Origin of the sequence: Edaphobacter lichenicola (assembly GCF_014201315.1) — a bacterium.
Classification (GTDB): domain Bacteria; phylum Acidobacteriota; class Terriglobia; order Terriglobales; family Acidobacteriaceae; genus Edaphobacter; species Edaphobacter lichenicola_B.
In genome coordinates this window covers 166,107-183,415 of the sequence record NZ_JACHDY010000007.1, presented here as the reverse complement: position 1 = coordinate 183,415, position 17,309 = coordinate 166,107, and the positions used below count along the sequence as shown (strand labels likewise).

At 57.4% G+C, this 17,309-nt stretch carries 14 protein-coding genes, 1 tRNA gene, 2 pseudogenes and 1 riboswitch; of the genes and pseudogenes, 13 read left to right on the top strand and 4 right to left on the bottom strand.

Annotated features, from left to right (window positions below; translation table 11 throughout):
* The first annotated feature begins 74 nt into the window (after positions 1 to 74).
* The 4 genes from HDF09_RS20535 (at position 75) to HDF09_RS19395 (ending at position 5,050) form a co-directional block, all read left to right on the top strand.
* The gene (locus tag HDF09_RS20535; protein ID WP_221270218.1) at positions 75 to 2,426 is read left to right on the top strand and encodes a VOC family protein; all 2,352 of its coding nucleotides are present in this window, start codon (positions 75 to 77) and stop codon (positions 2,424 to 2,426) included.
* 127 nt (positions 2,427 to 2,553) lie between these two features.
* Complete coding sequence (locus HDF09_RS19405) at positions 2,554 to 3,468, top strand: sugar phosphate isomerase/epimerase family protein (RefSeq protein WP_260181813.1); 915 nt, start codon at positions 2,554 to 2,556, stop codon at positions 3,466 to 3,468.
* Between the two features lie 213 nt (positions 3,469 to 3,681).
* The gene (locus tag HDF09_RS19400) at positions 3,682 to 4,578 is read left to right on the top strand and encodes a TolB family protein (RefSeq protein WP_221270217.1); all 897 of its coding nucleotides are present in this window, start codon (positions 3,682 to 3,684) and stop codon (positions 4,576 to 4,578) included.
* 145 nt (positions 4,579 to 4,723) lie between these two features.
* Entirely contained in the window at positions 4,724 to 5,050 is a 327-nt protein-coding gene (locus HDF09_RS19395) for a sugar phosphate isomerase/epimerase family protein (protein ID WP_183769114.1), read from the top strand.
* Between the two features lie 286 nt (positions 5,051 to 5,336).
* Here HDF09_RS19395 and HDF09_RS19390 read toward each other — a convergent pair whose 3' ends face one another.
* Both HDF09_RS19390 and HDF09_RS19380 read right to left on the bottom strand, forming a co-directional pair.
* Positions 5,337 to 5,780: a transposase gene (locus HDF09_RS19390; RefSeq protein ID WP_183769113.1), complete on the bottom strand. Its 444-nt coding sequence runs from the start codon at positions 5,778 to 5,780 to the stop codon at positions 5,337 to 5,339.
* A 159-nt stretch (positions 5,781 to 5,939) separates the two neighbouring features.
* Positions 5,940 to 6,310: pseudogene (locus tag HDF09_RS19380) on the bottom strand (IS110 family transposase); the annotation flags it as partial.
* Between the two features lie 446 nt (positions 6,311 to 6,756).
* Positions 6,757 to 6,835: riboswitch (ZMP/ZTP riboswitch) on the top strand.
* 28 nt (positions 6,836 to 6,863) lie between these two features.
* Between HDF09_RS19380 and HDF09_RS19375 the strand changes: the two are divergent.
* The 7 genes from HDF09_RS19375 (at position 6,864) to HDF09_RS19345 (ending at position 14,895) form a co-directional block, all read left to right on the top strand.
* Positions 6,864 to 8,000: a hypothetical protein gene (locus HDF09_RS19375; protein ID WP_221270216.1), complete on the top strand. Its 1,137-nt coding sequence runs from the start codon at positions 6,864 to 6,866 to the stop codon at positions 7,998 to 8,000.
* Between the two features lie 522 nt (positions 8,001 to 8,522).
* Positions 8,523 to 10,172, top strand: a complete 1,650-nt coding sequence (locus HDF09_RS19370) for an FAD-dependent oxidoreductase (protein WP_183769110.1) — start codon at positions 8,523 to 8,525, stop codon at positions 10,170 to 10,172.
* Between the two features lie 88 nt (positions 10,173 to 10,260).
* Entirely contained in the window at positions 10,261 to 11,304 is a 1,044-nt protein-coding gene (locus HDF09_RS19365) for a hypothetical protein (RefSeq protein WP_183769109.1), read from the top strand.
* A gap of 67 nt (positions 11,305 to 11,371) precedes the next feature.
* Positions 11,372 to 12,091, top strand: coding sequence for a TetR/AcrR family transcriptional regulator (locus tag HDF09_RS19360; protein ID WP_183769108.1), 720 nt, complete (start codon positions 11,372 to 11,374; stop codon positions 12,089 to 12,091).
* A gap of 121 nt (positions 12,092 to 12,212) precedes the next feature.
* Complete coding sequence (locus HDF09_RS19355) at positions 12,213 to 12,821, top strand: outer membrane beta-barrel protein (RefSeq protein ID WP_183769107.1); 609 nt, start codon at positions 12,213 to 12,215, stop codon at positions 12,819 to 12,821.
* 221 nt (positions 12,822 to 13,042) lie between these two features.
* Positions 13,043 to 13,816, top strand: a complete 774-nt coding sequence (locus HDF09_RS19350) for a P-loop NTPase family protein (RefSeq protein WP_183769106.1) — start codon at positions 13,043 to 13,045, stop codon at positions 13,814 to 13,816.
* The gene (locus tag HDF09_RS19345) at positions 13,816 to 14,895 is read left to right on the top strand and encodes a DNA polymerase Y family protein (protein ID WP_183769105.1); all 1,080 of its coding nucleotides are present in this window, start codon (positions 13,816 to 13,818) and stop codon (positions 14,893 to 14,895) included. Before HDF09_RS19350 ends, HDF09_RS19345 begins: the two co-directional genes overlap by 1 nt.
* On the opposite strand, the pseudogene HDF09_RS20955 reads toward HDF09_RS19345, so the two are convergent.
* Positions 14,871 to 15,380: pseudogene (locus HDF09_RS20955) on the bottom strand (VirB8/TrbF family protein); the annotation flags it as partial. The gene HDF09_RS19345 and the pseudogene HDF09_RS20955 sit on opposite strands and share 25 nt — an antisense overlap.
* A 222-nt stretch (positions 15,381 to 15,602) precedes the next feature.
* Positions 15,603 to 15,678: transfer RNA gene (locus HDF09_RS19335), tRNA-Ala, on the bottom strand.
* Positions 15,679 to 15,888: 210 nt separating this feature from the next.
* Between HDF09_RS19335 and HDF09_RS19330 the strand changes: the two genes are divergently transcribed.
* The gene (locus tag HDF09_RS19330) at positions 15,889 to 16,593 is read left to right on the top strand and encodes an RNA polymerase sigma factor (RefSeq protein ID WP_183769104.1); all 705 of its coding nucleotides are present in this window, start codon (positions 15,889 to 15,891) and stop codon (positions 16,591 to 16,593) included.
* The gene (locus HDF09_RS19325; RefSeq protein ID WP_183769103.1) at positions 16,590 to 17,273 is read left to right on the top strand and encodes a zf-HC2 domain-containing protein; all 684 of its coding nucleotides are present in this window, start codon (positions 16,590 to 16,592) and stop codon (positions 17,271 to 17,273) included. Before HDF09_RS19330 ends, HDF09_RS19325 begins: the two co-directional genes overlap by 4 nt.
* Positions 17,274 to 17,309: the final 36 nt, after the last annotated feature.

Genomic DNA, 17,309 nt, shown 5'->3' with positions numbered 1-17,309 from the left:
AACTTCAACGGACATCCCGGCGAAGTTTGCATCGCAATTGATCCATTCCATACCGGAAATTCAAAAGGTGACTCATGATGAAGAGACTTCTCGCAATATCTGCTTTCCTGTTAGCTTCGTCTGCATACGCAGCGCCGAACCTCACAGGGCAGTGGACCATCCATCAAAGCATCGCCGGAAACGAAAGCGACCAGCCATGCAACCTGGTCGCCGCCGGAAACAAGATCACTGGAAGCTGCAAACCTCAAGACAAGGAGCTCCCGGTCACGGGCACCGTCGACGGAAATAAGGTCACCTGGCAATATCAATCCGAGTACAACGGGTCTCCGCTGACCCTCGTCTACACCGCAACCCTGGGTGACTCGAGCAAGATTGCGGGTACTGTCGAAGTAAAGGAGTTCGGCATCACAGGCGACTTTACTGCTGTCACAAGCTCAGCAACTTCGCAGCCTGGGCAGGCGGCTGCTGGACAATCCGGTTCAGGGCAGGTGAGCGCGGTGACGGGCCAGTGGACCATCCATCAAAGCATCGCCGGAAACGAAAGCGACCAACCATGCAACCTGGTCGCCGCCGGAAACAAGATCACTGGAAGCTGCAAACCTCAAGACAAGGAGCTCCCGGTCACGGGCACCGTCGACGGAAATAAGGTCACCTGGCAATATCAATCCGAGTACAACGGGTCTCCGCTGACCCTCATCTACACCGCAACCCTGGGTGACTCGGGCAAGATTGCGGGTACTGTCGAAGTAAAGGAGTTCGGCATCACAGGCGACTTTACCGCTGTCACAAGTTCAGCATCTTCGCAGTCTGGCCCGGCACCCGCAGGACCATCTGGCTTAGGAGATGTGGCCTCGGAGCAATTCCTCGTAGTGCAGGCGGGTCCGGGCGGGATCTTTAAGAACCAAGCGGACGTTGGCAAAGCGAATCCCGCCGGCACGGCGTCGTTTGATGCGAAAAGCGGCGTGTACACAATCGAATCTGCTGGGATGAATCTTTGGAACAAGACCGACGCTTTCCATATGATCTGGAAGAAGGTATCGGGCGACGCCTCCCTCACGTCGGATATCGAGTTTGCCGCGCCAACGCCGGGCAAGTCGGATCCGCATCGCAAGGCGGTCGTAATGTTCCGGCAGACACTGGATGTTGACTCGGCGACAGCGTATGTGGCGGTGCATGGCTCGGGTTACACGGCGCTGCAGTATCGACCCGGCAAGGGCGCTTTGACGCAGGAAATCGCTTTCGACCCGGACTCTCCCAACACCAATCCGACACCGTCGCGCGCTGCCAGCTTGGCTGATCCCCGTAACCACGTTGCTGCTCCCAAGATCGTGCGGCTGGAGAAGCGTGGCGATACGATCACGCTATTCGTGAGTATGAAGGGCGAGCCGCTGCATCCGACAGGCGCTTCGATCAAGCTGCACTTTGGGGAGCCGTTTTATGTGGGCCTGGGAGTTGCCTCGCACCATGACGGCCAGTTGGAGAAGGCAGTCTTCTCGCATGTGGAGCTGAAGCCCCTGAACGCCGCAGCGAGCGCGTACCTTGCGGTAGAGCGGCCCAAGATTACAGGGCTCTCGCATTTGACCGTATTCACTTCGAATCCCGAAGCTACCGACCACTTCTACCGCGAGGTCATAGGCGCAGTGAAGTTGTCCGATCCTGAGAATCCGCTGGGCGTGCGTTATGCCCTGAGCGACACGCAGTTTATCGAAGTGCTGCCATTGCCGGCCGGAGCTGGCGTCAACCGCCTCGACCACAGCGCGTGGAACACCGAAAATGCCGAGCAGCTTCGTCGCTATCTAGCCGCCAACAACTGGAAGACTCCAGAGAAGGTGGAAAAAGGATCCGACGGCTCCCACTGGTTCGAAGTCCTGGATCCGGAGGGCAACAAGGTTCAGTTCGTGCAGCTTCCTCCTCACAGCAAGCCGTTAGTGGCGCCGGACGTTATGGGCCATCACATCATCCACATCGGCTTTCTTGTCCACTCCCGAGATGCGGAAGACAAGTTCTACCGCACGTTGCTCGACTTCCGTCCTTACTGGTGGGGCGGGAGAAATAAAGGCAAGGTTGACTGGGTAAGCGAGCAGTCTCCCGACAGCACTGACTGGCTGGAATATATGCTGATTTCCGACCCAGGGACGGGCATTCCGGCGAACATGAGCAAGATGTATCTCGGCGTGCTTGATCATTTCTCGATCGGTGAAAACTCTGTTGACGACACGCTAACCAAGCTCAAGGAGAGCGGCCGTCTGGCTAAAGCAGGCCGCCTCGCCGGCATGCCAGCGTCGGACGGCACCCAGGTGGGCCTGGACGGCAAAGGGCAGTTAAATCTCTTCGATCCAGATTGGATTCGCGTGGAATTTATGAACTTCCATCACACCTCGGAGCCCTGCTGCTCTCCGTTCACCGCTCCCGATCCTTCCAAATAACAGCTGTCGTCGTCGATCTCATCTCATTTGAAACTGCCGTAAGGAACTCGCAGTGCGGAATCTCCAGAACTTCGGAGCAAATGAATCGTTACTCAAAACCCAACTGATTGATAAAGGAGATCACCACATGCGGAGCAATATGAAGATTTCTCGCCGCCGCTTTATTCCCTTGGCCGGAGGAGCGCTTGCAGCCGCCGCTTTCTCGCAGCAGACGCGGAGAACCCACGGGTTGCCGGTCGGCATTCAGCTCTACATGGTGAATGCCGACCTCACCAAAGACCCCGCCGGTACTCTCAAGAAGCTCGCAGAGATCGGCTACTCCGAGGTAGAGACAGCGGGATTTGGAAAACTCTCCGCCGCACAATTCCGCGACTTGCTACGGGATGCCGGACTACGGGCACCCAGCGCTCATCTCGGGTTTGGGATGGATGACACCGACAAACTGCTGGATGACGCCAAAACACTGGGAGCGGAATACGCTGTTAGCTCTATGCTTGCTCCCAAAAATGAGGGGGCTGCGGACTTCTTCAAGAACTTGAACAGCATGTCCGCAGACGATTTCAGAAGTGTAGCCGCGCACGCCAATGAAATTGGGCAGAAGACAAAGGCAGCAGGGATGCAGTACGCCTATCACAATCACAATATTGAATTCCGGGATGTGGGCGACGGTAAAACAGGCTACGACATCCTGCTCGAGGAGACCGACGCATCGGTTGTGAAATTCGAATTGGACTGTGGATGGATGAAGGTCGGCGGTAAGGATCCGGTTGAATATCTGAGGCGATATGGCAATCGCATTGCCATGCTGCATGCCAAGGACTTCAAGAACATTACCAAGCCGGTCACCGCGCTCTTTTCCGCTGACAGGCCGCCGTCATCCGAACTCGGCCGTGGAAGCATTGATTACAAGCCGATTGTCGAAGCGGGGCTCAAGGCTGGGGTGAAGCACATCTTTGTGGAGCAGGAAGGGCCGTTCAAGGAAGTTTCTGCGATGGAAGCTGCTGAAATCGATTACCGCTATCTCAAACCACTTCTGAGTTAGGGTGGCTCGGCGCGATTTCCGAAATGACAAAAACCGCCGGTTGAGATTGATAAGGAACCTATGATTCGCTCGTTTCCCGGAGGAAGCATCGTGAGGTCTCTACGCTTGAGTTTTATATTGCTTTCTGGCCCGTTTCTGGGGCTGCTTTTTGCTTCCGCGGGGCTCTCAGCACAGAATCCATTTCAGTCCGGCGCTAAATACCGCACCAATTTTGTGATCTTTGACGTACAGAAGAAGACCACGACGACCGTCTTCACCGTTGAGGGAGAGTGGCATGCTCCGAACTGGACCGCCGATGGAAAGTACTTTGTTTGCGACATGGGCGGGAGCATATATCGCATTCCCGTGAGCGGCGCCAATATGGGGAAACCCGAGAAGATCTATGGGGACCCCACCAAGGCGATCCTCACCAACGATCACGCCCTCTCATGGGACGGCAAGCAGATCGCCGTCACGGGTATCACGCTGCCGCTGCCGAAGAATATGAGGAGTGCAGCGGATATTCACAACCCGGTCATGGTCATGAATATGGACGGGAGCACAGCGCATGAAGTTCACCTGGGCTGGTTGCATGGGTGGTCTCCCGATGGTAAATACCTCGTTTACACGGGGATCGTCGACAACAATGCCGACGTCTACCGGATCGACTCGGACGGAAGCGACGAGTTGCGGATGACCACAAACAAAGCAGAGGATGATGGTCCCGAGTACTCAGCCGATGGCAAGTGGGTCTACTTCTGCTCGAAGCGCTCAGGCAAGTGGGATGCCTGGCGCATGCCGGCCGATGGCGCAGGGCCGGACGACAAACTGGCCGAGAAGATCACCAATGGCACGGACACGCAGGACTGGTTTCCGCATATCTCTCGGGATGGCAAGTGGCTCTACACCATCTCCTACCCGATGGATCATCCGGACCATTCGTACATTGGAGACGGCATGAAGATCAAGCTGCTGCGCCTCAAGAACGGAGTTGGTGAAAAAGGCGCCGAATTGACGACGGTGAGGACCTTCCACGGTGGGCAGGGCGCGGGCAATACCAGCGGCTGGTCGGCGGATTCGAAGAGATTTGTTTGGACCGAGTACGAGAAGATTCCAGAACAGGCGAAGTAACCCGAGTTCGTTTGCTTGGTGGCAGCAGCCTTGCTGCTGAAAGTCTGCTGCGCCTGGCGAGTTGCGCTCGAAAATAGTCTTTAAAATTCATCGGGCGTGAAGACATACATGACCGCCGTTTTGCTTCAAGGAGAGATAACCAGCTATGCATGTCGGAGTTTTTACCCCGTTGCTATCGCAGCTTTCGCTTTCAGCTGTTCTCGATAAATTGAAAACAATCGGCATCGACACGGTCGAACTCGGTACGGGCAACTATCCCGGAGACGCGCACTGCAAGCTCTCGATGCTCGAAGACAGCTCGGCTCTCGCCGAGTTTCAGAAGATCTTGGCCGATCATGGCGCGACCGTAAGCGCGCTGAGTTGTCACGGCAATGCGCTACATTCGGACCAGGCTCGCGCCAAACGCGATCGGGAAGTGAGCCGGAAAACCAGCCTGCTTGCGGAAAAGCTCGGCATCCCAGCGGTGGTATAGCTCACGTCTGACAAGTGCAGGACCGGGTCCGCCGAATGGATTCGCCGCGCTGTCTTCAATTGCTGGAACTGCCGAGAATCACCTCAGCCGACCTGAACTGATGATCTGGAGTAGTGGCACCTGTGCCGACGTGTAACGAAAATTCGGCGAGCGTCGATGAACATCGATAGCCTGAACTGTCAACTGTTGCATTCAGGCCAATGCACTCATCCACTCCGGTTTATAGCCGCGAATCGGTCAGATGTGGATCAGTGCCGGAAGACGCGCGCTTCTGAAGAAGATCGTGTCAGGACAAGGTGATCCTTGGAAATAGCTTTGTTCCCTCGTACTTCAGGCCGCTCCGAAATATGCCATATATGGAGTGCAGCAACTTCCTCGCAACAGCAATGAGCGCCTGTAGACGAGCTTTCTTTCGCGCCAGCAGGCTTTCGAAAAAGGCTTTTGCGTGGGGATCGCAACGGGATGCGACCAGCGCCGGCATATAAAGCGCTCTTCTCAGGTGACGATTCCCCGCACGGCTGATGCGAGACGCCTTCCTGACTGAGCTTCCTGATATTTCATGCGCAGGATCAAGGCCGCTATGTGCGACCCATTCTCGCACCGTAAGGTCTGGCGGCAGGGTGGCCAGTTCCGCGAGCAATTGCATCGCGCTCACCTGTGCAATGCCCGGAATGCTTACCAACAGCTCAAATCGCTTGCGGAGCAAATCGTCCTGTCGGACGAGTGCCATTGCTTCATGCCGAAGTCTGTGGATACGAAGCTCCAGGGATGCCACGGAGCGCTTCAAATCTTGAACAATGCAGCCGGGTGTGGAAGTGGAGCCTTGTGCCGCGTGAAGACGGTTCTGATTCTGAGCGCATTGCACAGACAGACTCTCGACGTGGCGGACGATTGAGCGCAGCCGCATTGACCCCAGACTAGGGGCGACCCAAGGGGTGAACGGCATCCGACGAGCATATTCAGCTAACACCTCGGCGTCTGCCGCATCAGTTTTCGACCGTCGAATCGATTGGCGACCTTGGGATTCAAGACTGCGACTTCGATCCCTTCCGCCGCATCAAGTGCAAACGCGAGATCCAAAGAGTAAATCCCCGTTGCTTCCAACGACACTCGAACCTGCGATTTGGCTTTCCGCAGCCAGACGATGAGAGCCTTGTGCCCATTAGAATTATTAGGGAAGTTCTTCTGCTCGACTCGCTGATGACCGCGCTGAATCACCACGATGAGACTCTTGGCACTGACATCAATGCCACAGTACATTGTTTCCTGGACGAGTATGGATCGCTTGCTCATGAACAGCCTCCGGCGTTAAGATTCCGCCTCGGCTCCCGTCCCTGTCCGCAGTCATGGACTCGCTCTTGTCGCCGACCTTGAACATGCAGGCTTTATGCCTCCGATTCTCCACGGCGTAAGAAGAGAGGGACGGTGGCCGTTCTCTGCGTCAGGCTCAGGATCGCTCCGGGCCTCAGGTGGGTACGGCCTTTCCGCCGAAGCGCAACTTCATCGTTACGCCCTGATTCGCAACATACAAGGTGGGTAGCGTCGGACGCGAAGCGTCCAGAGTGAGGGAGGAGACTTCCTCCCCGGCCTACACACGAACTTCGGTCTGTTTCTGCACAGGCCGCTTGGCGACTTAGCGGATGGCGGTGCGAGAGGGATATCGGTACGAAGCTATATTCAAAACTCAGTCAACCGATGTCAGCTAAAATAAACAAAGCGACTGGCGAAGGTGGGAACAACCACCAGGAAGCAAAATGGAACGCGTCGAACGCCTGGGTGCTCCAGATCGATTTTTATCGGTTCAGGAGTGCGCATGCGGTATGGCATGAATCCTCATCAGGTTGCCCGTGTTGGGGAAGGCCCCCGACCACTAGCCGTTGTTAATGGCGAACCTTCCTTTATCAACTATCTGGATGCTCTTAACGGATGGCAGTTGGTGCGTGAGGCGCGTGAGGCAGTGGCTGTTCCGGTTGCGGCGTCATTTAAGCACGTATCGCCGGCTGGGGTGGCGATTGCGGGTCGTCTCGATGCCTCCGCGCGAAAAACATGGGGAGTGTCGGAAGGCTGCGAGAATACGCTCCTTTCGGCTTATGTACGTGCCCGCGACGCCGACCCGAAATCGTCGTTTGGTGACGTCATCGCGGTATCCGACGTAGTCGATTATGAACTCGCTGATTTTGTCAGCCGGGTTGTCGCGGACGCTATTGTTGCGCCGGGATTTGATCCAGGGGTCCTAGCCAAGCTGGCAGCAAAAAAGAATGGGCGGTTTCTAGTGTTCGAAGCCGATGCAGCCTATGTTGCCCCGGAGTGGGAAAGCCGCGAGGTCCTCGGCATGCGCCTCGACCAGCAGCGCGACTCCACGCCCATCGATCAGGCGCTCTTTGCCGACCAGCTTCTCTCGGCATCAACTACGTCGGATGCCCTTCTTGCCTTGGTGACCCTTCGTTATACGCAGTCGAATTCCGTTTCCCTTGCGAAAGATGGCACGTGCATCGGCATTGGAGCCGGCCAACAGAATCGGGTGGACTGTGTTCGTTTGGCAGCACAGAAAGCTCGTGTTTGGTGGCTGCGGCGTCATCCATTGGTTGACGAGTTGAGGCAGGTGAACGGGATGTCGCGACAGGATCGGCTGAACTGGGAGATCCGGTTCGCCGAAGGATTCATTACGCCACTCCAACTGAGAGAGTTTGCAGCAACATTTGGGAATGATGCCGTGGAATCCTTCGGCGATCCTTCCTGGCGCCAGCGCTGGCTGCGCGAACTCACAGCCATCACGATGGCTTCTGACGGATTCTTGCCCTTCCGCGATAACGTTGACTACGCAAGCGAGGTCGGTGTCACCACAATCGTCGAACCAGGTGGTTCCGTGAGGAGTTCCGACGTTGAGGAAGCCGCCGAGGAGCTTGGCATAAGACTAGTAAGAACTGGCTTACGCCTTTTCCATCATTAAAGTCTGCCACGGTTCAGCAACTCAAAAACGACAAGACAAATCGAGAAAAGGTTTCTAAGCGAAGCGCGAAGAGTGGCGGACGCTCTTGAAGCCGCGCGATCGGGGCAGAGCCCCTTAGCGAGGTCTGTCTTCGATATGCGCGTGCGTCCGTCCGCACGCAAGATCTATTGGGGAGGGCGTTGCGGGAAGGAACGTCCCGCTGAGGCGGGTAGCTCAGGACGCGGCCAGAGCCAGGGAGGAGACTTCCTCCCTCATGGAACTTCTTCAATTAGCGGATGAGCAGCCCAGGATCACGTCATCACCGACTGGCTAGCCCGTGTTGAGCGAAAGTCCAGAAAATGCTTCACAAATCCCACGTCTGAGCGGACCGGCCCTAAAGGAAGCCCGCGACCGAAAGAAAAGTTAGCACCCTTTTCAAACCTCGCGCGTCTGATTAGAATATAAGTACGTACTGGTTGGTATTTATTTACAGCGATACGTGAGTACGACAAAGCGCAAGATTTTCATTTTTTGGTGCACACCATGATCACTCCAGGACTTCTGGCAAAACTCGAACTCTTTTCGTCTCTGAATCGAGAAGACCTCGCCCGACTCGCGTCGAAGGCCGCGGACATTCGCTTGGCGCCCGGTGCCTGGCTCGCCCGTGAGGGAGAACGACTTGAGTTCCTGGTGATCCTAAAGGGGCGCCTCGCCGTCCGAAAGCAGATCAACGGCAAAGAGCTACACATTGCTGACATGACTACCGGCGACTTCTTCGGTGAGGTCAACGCTCTCCTTGATCTTCCCGCCGCCTCTTCTTTGTGTGCCATGACACACTGCCGCGTTGCGGCCTTTGACCGCCAACAACTGATGGAGTTGATGGCAAGCTCAACCCAATGCGGCGACTTCATTCGCAAGGTCTTACAGACGCGTCTGGCAGATGGCCCTCGACACGCGATCGAAATCTCAAGCGCCCGAGTGCATGTGTCGGGCTCGCGCAACGACCCGTCCCTCACGCAAATACTGAAGTTTCTCAAATCAAACCGTATCGCCTATGAGTGGGTCGATGCTCCTGACACCGGCGAGGCCTCCGTCGCCTGTGCACTGCCATCGCTGACGATCGATGGCGTCGCGATTGCGAAGCCGCTCTCGGAAAGAGTGGTGGCGGAGGCTTTCGGAATCTCAACGACACCGCAGCATCGCAGCTACGATCTCCTGATCGTGGGAGGCGGACCTGCGGGCCTGGCAGCTGCGGTCTATGGAGCTTCGGAAGGTCTGAGGGTCTTGCTTGTGGAGCAGAACGCGATGGGCGGTCAAGCAGGCTCCTCCTCGCGGATCGAGAATTATCTCGGCTTCCCCAGTGGCATCTCCGGAGAAGATCTCGCCGAAAGGGCAGTTCGACAGGCACAGCAATTCGGGGCCGAGCTCGTATTGACCCGTCGGGTCCTTCGTCTCCAACCCGACGCTTCTGGCGGCCATCGTGTCATCTTAGATGGCGGGACCAGTCTCATCGCAGCGAGCGTGCTCATCACGGCCGGTGTGCGCTGGCGGACGCTCGAAGCCGAAGGAATTACTGCACTCGTGGGTCGCGGTGTCTCGTATGGCGTGGCTGGGATCGAACCTGTGAACCTTGCCGGCAAGCGCGTGTTTCTTGTCGGCGGCGGCAACTCGGCAGGTCAAGCGGCAGTGGCCCTGGCCAACTATGCCGCTTCGGTGACGCTGTTGGTGCGCGGCGCGACGCTCGAAGCGACGATGTCGCAATATCTCATCGAGCAATTGCGAGCGAAGGCGAATGTGCGGATCGAGACGGACTCGAAGCTGGAATCCGTCGCGGGGCACGGTGTGCTCAGAACGATCTGCACGTCACACTGTGGCACGATCTCGCCGCGCCGGAAGGCGGACGCGGTGTACATTCTCATCGGCGCGGACGCGTCGACCGAGTGGTTGCCTTCCAACCTAAATCGGGACGATGACGGATTTATCCAGACGGGCCGGGATGTAACGCCGCGATCTGGAAGCGATCTTAGCCGCCTGCCGTTCCCGCTTGAAACCAGTCTTCCCGGCGTGTTTTGCGCAGGGGATGTACGCCACGGCTCGATCAAACGAGTGGCCAGTGCCGTAGGCGAAGGCAGCGTGGTGATTGCTTCGATCCACCAGTACCTCGCGCTGCAGCAAGAAGCATCTCGAATATAAGTTTGTCCACCGATGGCGCACAAAGCACGAGCCATCCCGACCTTTCATTGCAACAATACCTACCAGTACGTACTATTTGAGGTGATTTATGAAGAAAACACTGACCACGCTAACGGGCCTCCTGTTTCTGTCTGGCCTTTCGTTGGCTCAACAACCCAGCCGCTATGTCGCCCCCATTTCGGGTGAGGGGATTCCGTCCACATCGGCCATCCACGTCGATCCATGGACCGCCAGCAAGGTCCAGCATGCCTATGGTCTCCCTGAGACCAAAGCGAAGGCAAAAGGAACGATGGAGATCAACAACGCCGGTCTCATCTTCACCAGCAATACGAGCCGTTACACGATTCCATGGGCAGACACCATGGCATTGAGCAACGGCGTCGAGCGCGTAGAGATGTGGGGGACCACCGGACGGCTCGTCCGCATGGTCATACCGAATGGCGGCGGACTGGCGGCGGCGGGAGTCATGCATCACAAGGTGAACGAACTCACCGTGGAGTTTCGAGACCAAAGGGGTGCGTATCACGGTGCTGTGTTCTTCCTCCCAGGCAACGATGCAACCCGTGTACTTGATATCTACACCCATGCAATTCTGACGGCGCAACCACATCCGGATCTGGGAATCGTGCCGACCGCATCGGCGTTGGCCTGCCAACCCGGTTCTGGATCGCATAACGTCCTGGTATCTGCTCCCGTATGGAACGACGCGCAAGTACCAGCTGCGTATCGAGCGATGGTGTATGAGCACATCGTCGACCGGATGCAACGCGTAAAGGGAGTTGACCATGTGTTCCGCGATGGCGAGACGGGGGCGCAGCCAGTCTGCCCGCAGTACACGGTCGCGATCTCGATTGTGAGCTTCAAGCAGGGCAATCAGGTCCAACGCGCCATGACCGGACCCATCGGATTCTTCGTCGGCACCACCCAGATGGCGTTCAACGTCACGATCCGGGATTCATCAGGCGGACTGAACTCGACGCAAGAGGTCAAAGCCACCCTTCGCGGCGAGGGAGAGAGCAAAAATGTCACCGACGGTGTTGCCAAGAAAATCGCCAAGTCGTATGCCAATACCACCAAGCAGTTCGAGCAACCAACCTTGACGGCGAGGGCGAACAGCCCTCTGCCGTTCTGAGGTCCCGCGAAATCGGCTCCACCAGATTCGCGCAGTCATAAAACAAGCAAAGCGCAACAGGAGAAACATGAATCACTTCAGAGACCAGAGAGACGCACAGCTCAGCATGGAGACGGTAGCCCATCCCCTTCTATCCACTAAGATAGAAGGGACGACGATGCCATCCAAGCCGAACAAGCATGAGCTGAAAACCCAGGAGACTCGCTCGCTGTTGTTGAGCGCTGCGGAGGAGGTCTTTGCCCGGGACGGGTACGAAAAGGCGGAGCTGGGAGAGATCGCCAGGCTTGCGGGGCGCACCAAGGGTGCCATCTACGCACAGTTCAAGAGTAAAGAAGACATGTTTCTTGCGTTGTACGAAGAGAACTCCCTTCGACGTCGCGCCATCATGGCGGATTTTCTGTCCAAGTCCGATTCGATTGCGGGCAATATGGCCGCCTTCCGCAAGTTCTTCATTGAATTCGCCACGAATGACCGCTGGAGCTTTCTCATGCTGGATTTTCGGCTCTATGCGGTGAGAAATCCGAAGTCCCGAGAACGCCTCCATAAGCTTTATCAGAGCATCCTTCCTCCCAACGAGGAGACGGCCTACAGCTCTCTTCTGGGACCAGCCGCGAAGGGAAAGCGGGCTATCAGCAGGACTGAGGCGGTGCATACGGCGTTCGCGATGCTGACGGCCCTGCAGCTTGAGACGCAGTTTGATCCGGATGTGGTGACATCGGACGTTCTCAAGAAGGTCGCTGGTAAGCTCTTCGACACGATGTTCGGCACGAATCCGCCAACTCAGTAACGTCCTCCCACTCACTTCAGACCCCAAGGCAAAGATCAAGCGTCAGTACACCTCTCTTTCATATAGTTCCTACTGGTACGTATTTAATTGTCCCCCCGATAACAAGGAGCCAAGTCATCCCATGAACCGATCGGTATTCACTCTGTCCATTCTGCTTTCTTTGAGCGGGTTTGCGGCTGCCCAGGCCACGCCTTCGGCGTACCGCCGCCCAACATCAGAAATCAACCTCCAGGGCGGTGCAATCTTTGCCCGGGCCGTAACCGAAGACGGCGTGCGTTATAAACCGACGTCTGCGGGCAGCGTCGACGTTGGCTATCGTTTTTATCTGACGCGGTGGCTCGGGGTTGAGGGCGATTTCGACTATTTCCGCAATAGTCAGAAGTACACGACCTCGACCCTCGTTCTTTCGCAGAAGACGAACGTCGCGGCGGTCAGCGGGGGTGCCGTCTTCAATCTGCCAAATCCACTGACGAAGAAGTTCGAATCGTTCTTCATGGTCGGGGGCGGTGCCCTCATCTTTCATCCCGAGAACACAGATACGAGCTTCGAGACGAAGCAGGCTATCGTCTTCGGGGGCGGAATCGATGTCCCTTTAGGGAGACATCTCGCGATCCGCGGCCAAGCGAAGACATTCTTGTACAAGGCTCCGGACTTCGATGTGCCCGCATTGAAAATCGATAAGTTCACACAAGCAATGGTTCCCTCAGCGGGAATCGTTTGGAAGTTCTAGAGCCGCATCGTGTAGCCCTCCCCGTGCGAGGAATAGGCCCAAGGCAATACTTGGGATATCCGAGTTTCACCCGATCGATCCCACGGGCGTACGTAAGCGGCTTGTTGCAGCAATTATTCTGCCCTTATTCTCCAATGACTTACAAGTGAATGCACCCTTTCCAGAGCAAGCGAGATTAGCGGAATGGTAATCGAATAGGCGAATATAAAGCGAATACGCTTATGCCCTCCGCTGCCACAATTCGGGTCCAGATCGAATCCACGTTAGCGCAACGTGTGCCTGCCGCGCTCACGCTCAAGATCAAACAAGCGCCGGAGGTCTTTGCGAGCGGCATGCCGGAGGTGGACGCCATGATTGGGGGTGGTATCCCGCGCGGAACCATCACCGAAGTCAGCGGCCCATCCTCCACGGGCAAGACCTCGTTTGCTCTTTGTACCCTCGCCTCGATCACCCAGCTTGGTAATGCCTGCGCCTGGGTCGATGTGAGCGATGCCCTGTCGCCGGAGACAGCAGCGGCTTCCGGTGTGGAATTACGGCGACTGCTCTGGCTTCGCATGTCTGCGGAACGCCGAACGAAGCTGGCAGATAAGCCTTGGTCCCGGCTGGAGCAAGCACTGAAGGCGACCGATCTCCTCTTGCAAACAGGAGGCTTTGCAGCGGTCGTGCTTGATATGAGCGATGCGTTGCCGCAACACACGCAACGCATCCCGTTGGGCACGTGGTATCGCTTCCGGCTGGCGGCAGAACATGCGCGCACCGCGTTAGTTTTCCTCACGCAATCGCCTTGCGCCAGCAGTTGCGCGACATTGTCTCTTCGCTGTGACCCGGCCTCAGTTGTGCCATTCAGTAGCCAGGGCGAGACTCCGTTGTTCGAGAGACAGCAGTACCAGTTCGCACGGGAACGCAACCGCAACGAAGGCTCGCCTTTCATGCATAGGAGACCAGCGCAGCGCGTGAGCTGGTCGGCGGAGACGCTTTGGTCGAGGGTCCGGTAATGTACGCCGTTCTCCATCCGTCGAACTTCTTCGCACAGGCCGCGGCGCACCAGCGCCCGGAGTTGCGGAAGAGTCCGTTTGTGGTGCTGGATGGAGAGCCGCCAAGCGAGATGGTCTTTGCGGCGAACAATGCAGCACGTTCTCAGGGTGTCGAGATCGGTATGACTCGGATACAGGCCGAAGCATTCTCGGAAGTCGTCGCGCTCCGTCGTGTTATCGAGCACGAGCATACGGCCCATGCCACGCTTCACCACATCGCATGCATGTTCTCGCCCCGTATCGAGTCGGTGGAAGAGCGGCCCGGCACGTATGCGCTCGATATTCGCGGCATGGATCTCCTGTACGGCAATGCTGTGGAGCTTGCGAATAAATTGCGACGGAGTGTGATGACGGCGGGCTTTCTTGCGAACATTGCCGTCGCCGAAAATTTCCACGCCGCCATATCGCTCGCATGTGGCAGGGCTGGCGTCTCCGTTGTGCCGTCCGGCGGCGAGGCGCACGCGATCGGCCAACTCCCGGTCACGGCGCTCGAGCTTGCGCCGGAGCATGAAGCGACCTTTGCGGTCTGGGGTATTCGCACCTGTGCGGAACTGGCCGCGCTGGCAGAGACAGATTTGATTGCGCGGCTCGGACAGGCTGGAAAGAGACTGCATTCTCTGGCGTGCGGTACATGGCCGCACTTGATGTTCCCGATAGACCGAGCTTCGAAGCCGGTGGAGCGAATGGAACTGGACTTTCCAGTAGAGGAGTTGGAACGTCTTCTGTTTCTGCTCTCCCGCATGACGACGGAGTTACTGGAGCGTGTTCGCGGGAAGGCACTGGCCATCGCCGCGCTTCGTGTCGTGCTGCGTCTCGACGGCGGAGCAGAGCATGAGCGCACCGTTCGTCCTGCATTGCCGTTGCAGGATACGGCGACACTGCTCAAACTCCTCCAACTCGATCTGGAGACACATCCCCCGACTGCAGGGGTTGTGGGTTTGGAACTGCACGCGCAGTCAGCCGCCCCGTATCGAGCGCAGCATGGCCTCTTTCTCCCGCAAGCGCCGGAGCCGGGCAACCAGTGCTCCGTTCGGGGCTGATGAGAAGTCTGTTCCGAGAAGAGCTTATCCAGCGTGAGAAGCGCTGTTCCTCGCGCGACTCGCGTACCTTGCACCATCTCCTCCGACATAGATGTGATGGTGACGTTCCGCACCTGAACATCCCCCGACTCCACCTGTCCTGCGGTCACTCGGGAGACGAGATGGTTCTGATTGTCGGAAGCCATGAGCTGCGACGCGAGAGGCTGCGAGAGGAAGTAGTAGTTCAACGGATACTTCTTCGCGATGACCTCCCGATTGATGGTGAACCGGTAGTTCACCCAATCCGTTAGATAGGTACGTACTTCGCCTTCGCGCGGGCTGTAATTCAGGTCGGTGTACTGTATCGCCTGGGCGCGTCCCATTTCGTCGATACGGATATAGCGATTGGGGATTGGCCGGTGGGCTAAGGAGAAGTTCAGCCATAGCGAACCGCAGAGGAGAACCGTTCCACAACCGATAACGAAACGGTACGGATGTCTATATGCAGGAGATCCCAGCGAGCGTGCAATCGACGATTAACTCGATCAATTCGGAGTTGAGAAAGTCGGGTGCCCGGGGCCGGAAGGCTTCGAAAGAGTCGGCGTCAACCGGAGCGGTCGTCAGCAGTCGGCGGAGGTCATCGGCGCGCGTGACACCAAATGACACCAAACTGCAAAGGGAAGGAGGGAGCCTACTTCCTGTAGCTATCTGATTTGTAAGGGGTTGTTTGGTGGACCTGATCGGGATCGAACCGATGACCTCTTCCATGCCATGGAAGCGCGCTCCCAGCTGCGCCACAGGCCCACTCTTAGGAAGGACTCTTTCTATTCTGGCCGAGAGCGCGATATTAGTCAACGTGCGCGGGAACTTATCTCCCATGTCCCGGTGTCTAAAGCTAATAGAGTGAGCGAGCACTCGGCCGCCGGCGGCGCAGTTCCTAACACCTTTTTAGAGCGTCGCACGCTCGAAAGTTGCATAGCGATTCATCACGTCGTAATGTAAAGGACACCCGATATGCAGGCGGGCACGATAGTGGGCAATCTAGCCAGTGCGATAGGCATCACCACAGAAGACGTCGCTCTCATCGCTGACCTCAAGGCCGGCTCCGAGGAGGCGTTCGCTGTGCTCATCGCACAGTACCATCAGCCGCTCTACTCGCTCATCGCACGCAGCCTCAACGACCCGGCAGACGCCTCAGACATCACCCAGGAAGTCTTCATCAAGGTGTTCCGCAGCATTCGCGGCTTCCACGGCGAAGCCAGCCTGCGCACTTGGCTCTACCGCATCGCGCTGCACGAGGCCTCCAATCAAAGACGATGGTGGTCCCGCCACAAAAAGCAGGAGATCACCATCGACTCCTCCTTCGAGTCCGATCCCGATGCGGAAAATAGCCATCTCAGCCTCGCATCCACACTCGCCGATCAGTCCGACTCTCCCTTCGACCACGCCGTCCAGGCCGAAGTTCGCGAGCGCGTCGAAGCCGCCCTTCGCCAGATCCCCGAGGCCTTTCGCACCGTAGTCATCCTGCGCGAGATCGAAGGCTTCGCCTACGAAGAGATCGCCGAGATCCTCAACGTCAACCTCGGCACTGTGAAGTCGCGACTCACCCGTGGCCGCTCCGCCCTTCGCGCAATCCTGAACGCCGATGACGCCATCGCTGCAACCGACTCTGCGACTTCCACAGACCCTCAGACGTCTAAGCTTGAGGTGGCCCGATGACTCCCCTGACATGTCTGAAGTGCCAATCTTCTTTTTCGGCGTATCTCGATGGCGATGTCAGCGGACAGCAGATGCATAAGATCGCATCGCACCTGGAGAGCTGTGCCGTATGCGAGCGCGAATTTACCGCCTGGCGTACCACCCAGCAGATGCTCTCAAGCGTGGGACCGGCCAAGGCGCCCGCTGACCTGGCGCTTCGGCTTCGGCTGGCTATCTCGCACGAGCAATCCAAACGCAAATCGAGTTGGATCGATACCGTGTCCCTCATGTGGGACAACACAGCCCGTCCTATGCTTCTTCAGGTCTCCGCAGGTTTCGCCGGCACCATCGCACTCGTCGGCAGCATCGCCCTCCTTCTCGGACTCTTCGCTGCGCCGGAGCCCGTGATGGCGAACGACGAGCCCCTCGGCGCGATGACCTCTCCCCACTATCTCTACTCCTCGGTCAACCCGCACGCCATCCTCACCGATCACGACGGAGTCATCGTCGTTGAGGCCAGCGTGAACTCAGATGGGAAGGTCTATGACTACCGCATCGTCTCCGGACCTGAGAGTTCTGCGGTCCAGAGCCAGGTGGTCGACCAGCTATTGACCAGCGTCTTCCAGCCGGCCAGCGTCTTCGGTGCTCCGGTGCGCGGGCGCGTCGTGCTGACGTTCTCAGGCATCTCCGTCCGCGGCTAGCAAGCCGATCGCCCATCCAATAGAAGCAAAAGTAGA

Bases quoted from the DNA above. Each gene is read 5' to 3' on its own strand.
- HDF09_RS19370 (WP_183769110.1), top strand. From the start codon at position 8,523: ATGATCACTCCAGGACTTCTGGCAAAACTCGAACTCTTTTCGTCTCTG.
- HDF09_RS19365 (WP_183769109.1), top strand. From the start codon at position 10,261: ATGAAGAAAACACTGACCACGCTAACGGGCCTCCTGTTTCTGTCTGGC.
- HDF09_RS20535 (WP_221270218.1), top strand. From the start codon at position 75: ATGATGAAGAGACTTCTCGCAATATCTGCTTTCCTGTTAGCTTCGTCT.
- HDF09_RS19390 (WP_183769113.1), bottom strand. From the start codon at position 5,780: ATGGCACTCGTCCGACAGGACGATTTGCTCCGCAAGCGATTTGAGCTG.
- HDF09_RS19355 (WP_183769107.1), top strand. From the start codon at position 12,213: ATGAACCGATCGGTATTCACTCTGTCCATTCTGCTTTCTTTGAGCGGG.
- HDF09_RS19325 (WP_183769103.1), top strand. From the start codon at position 16,590: ATGACTCCCCTGACATGTCTGAAGTGCCAATCTTCTTTTTCGGCGTAT.
- HDF09_RS19405 (WP_260181813.1), top strand. From the start codon at position 2,554: ATGCGGAGCAATATGAAGATTTCTCGCCGCCGCTTTATTCCCTTGGCC.
- HDF09_RS19395 (WP_183769114.1), top strand. From the start codon at position 4,724: ATGCATGTCGGAGTTTTTACCCCGTTGCTATCGCAGCTTTCGCTTTCA.
- HDF09_RS19350 (WP_183769106.1), top strand. From the start codon at position 13,043: ATGCCCTCCGCTGCCACAATTCGGGTCCAGATCGAATCCACGTTAGCG.
- HDF09_RS19375 (WP_221270216.1), top strand. From the start codon at position 6,864: ATGCGGTATGGCATGAATCCTCATCAGGTTGCCCGTGTTGGGGAAGGC.
- HDF09_RS19345 (WP_183769105.1), top strand. From the start codon at position 13,816: ATGTACGCCGTTCTCCATCCGTCGAACTTCTTCGCACAGGCCGCGGCG.
- HDF09_RS19360 (WP_183769108.1), top strand. From the start codon at position 11,372: ATGAATCACTTCAGAGACCAGAGAGACGCACAGCTCAGCATGGAGACG.
- HDF09_RS19330 (WP_183769104.1), top strand. From the start codon at position 15,889: ATGCAGGCGGGCACGATAGTGGGCAATCTAGCCAGTGCGATAGGCATC.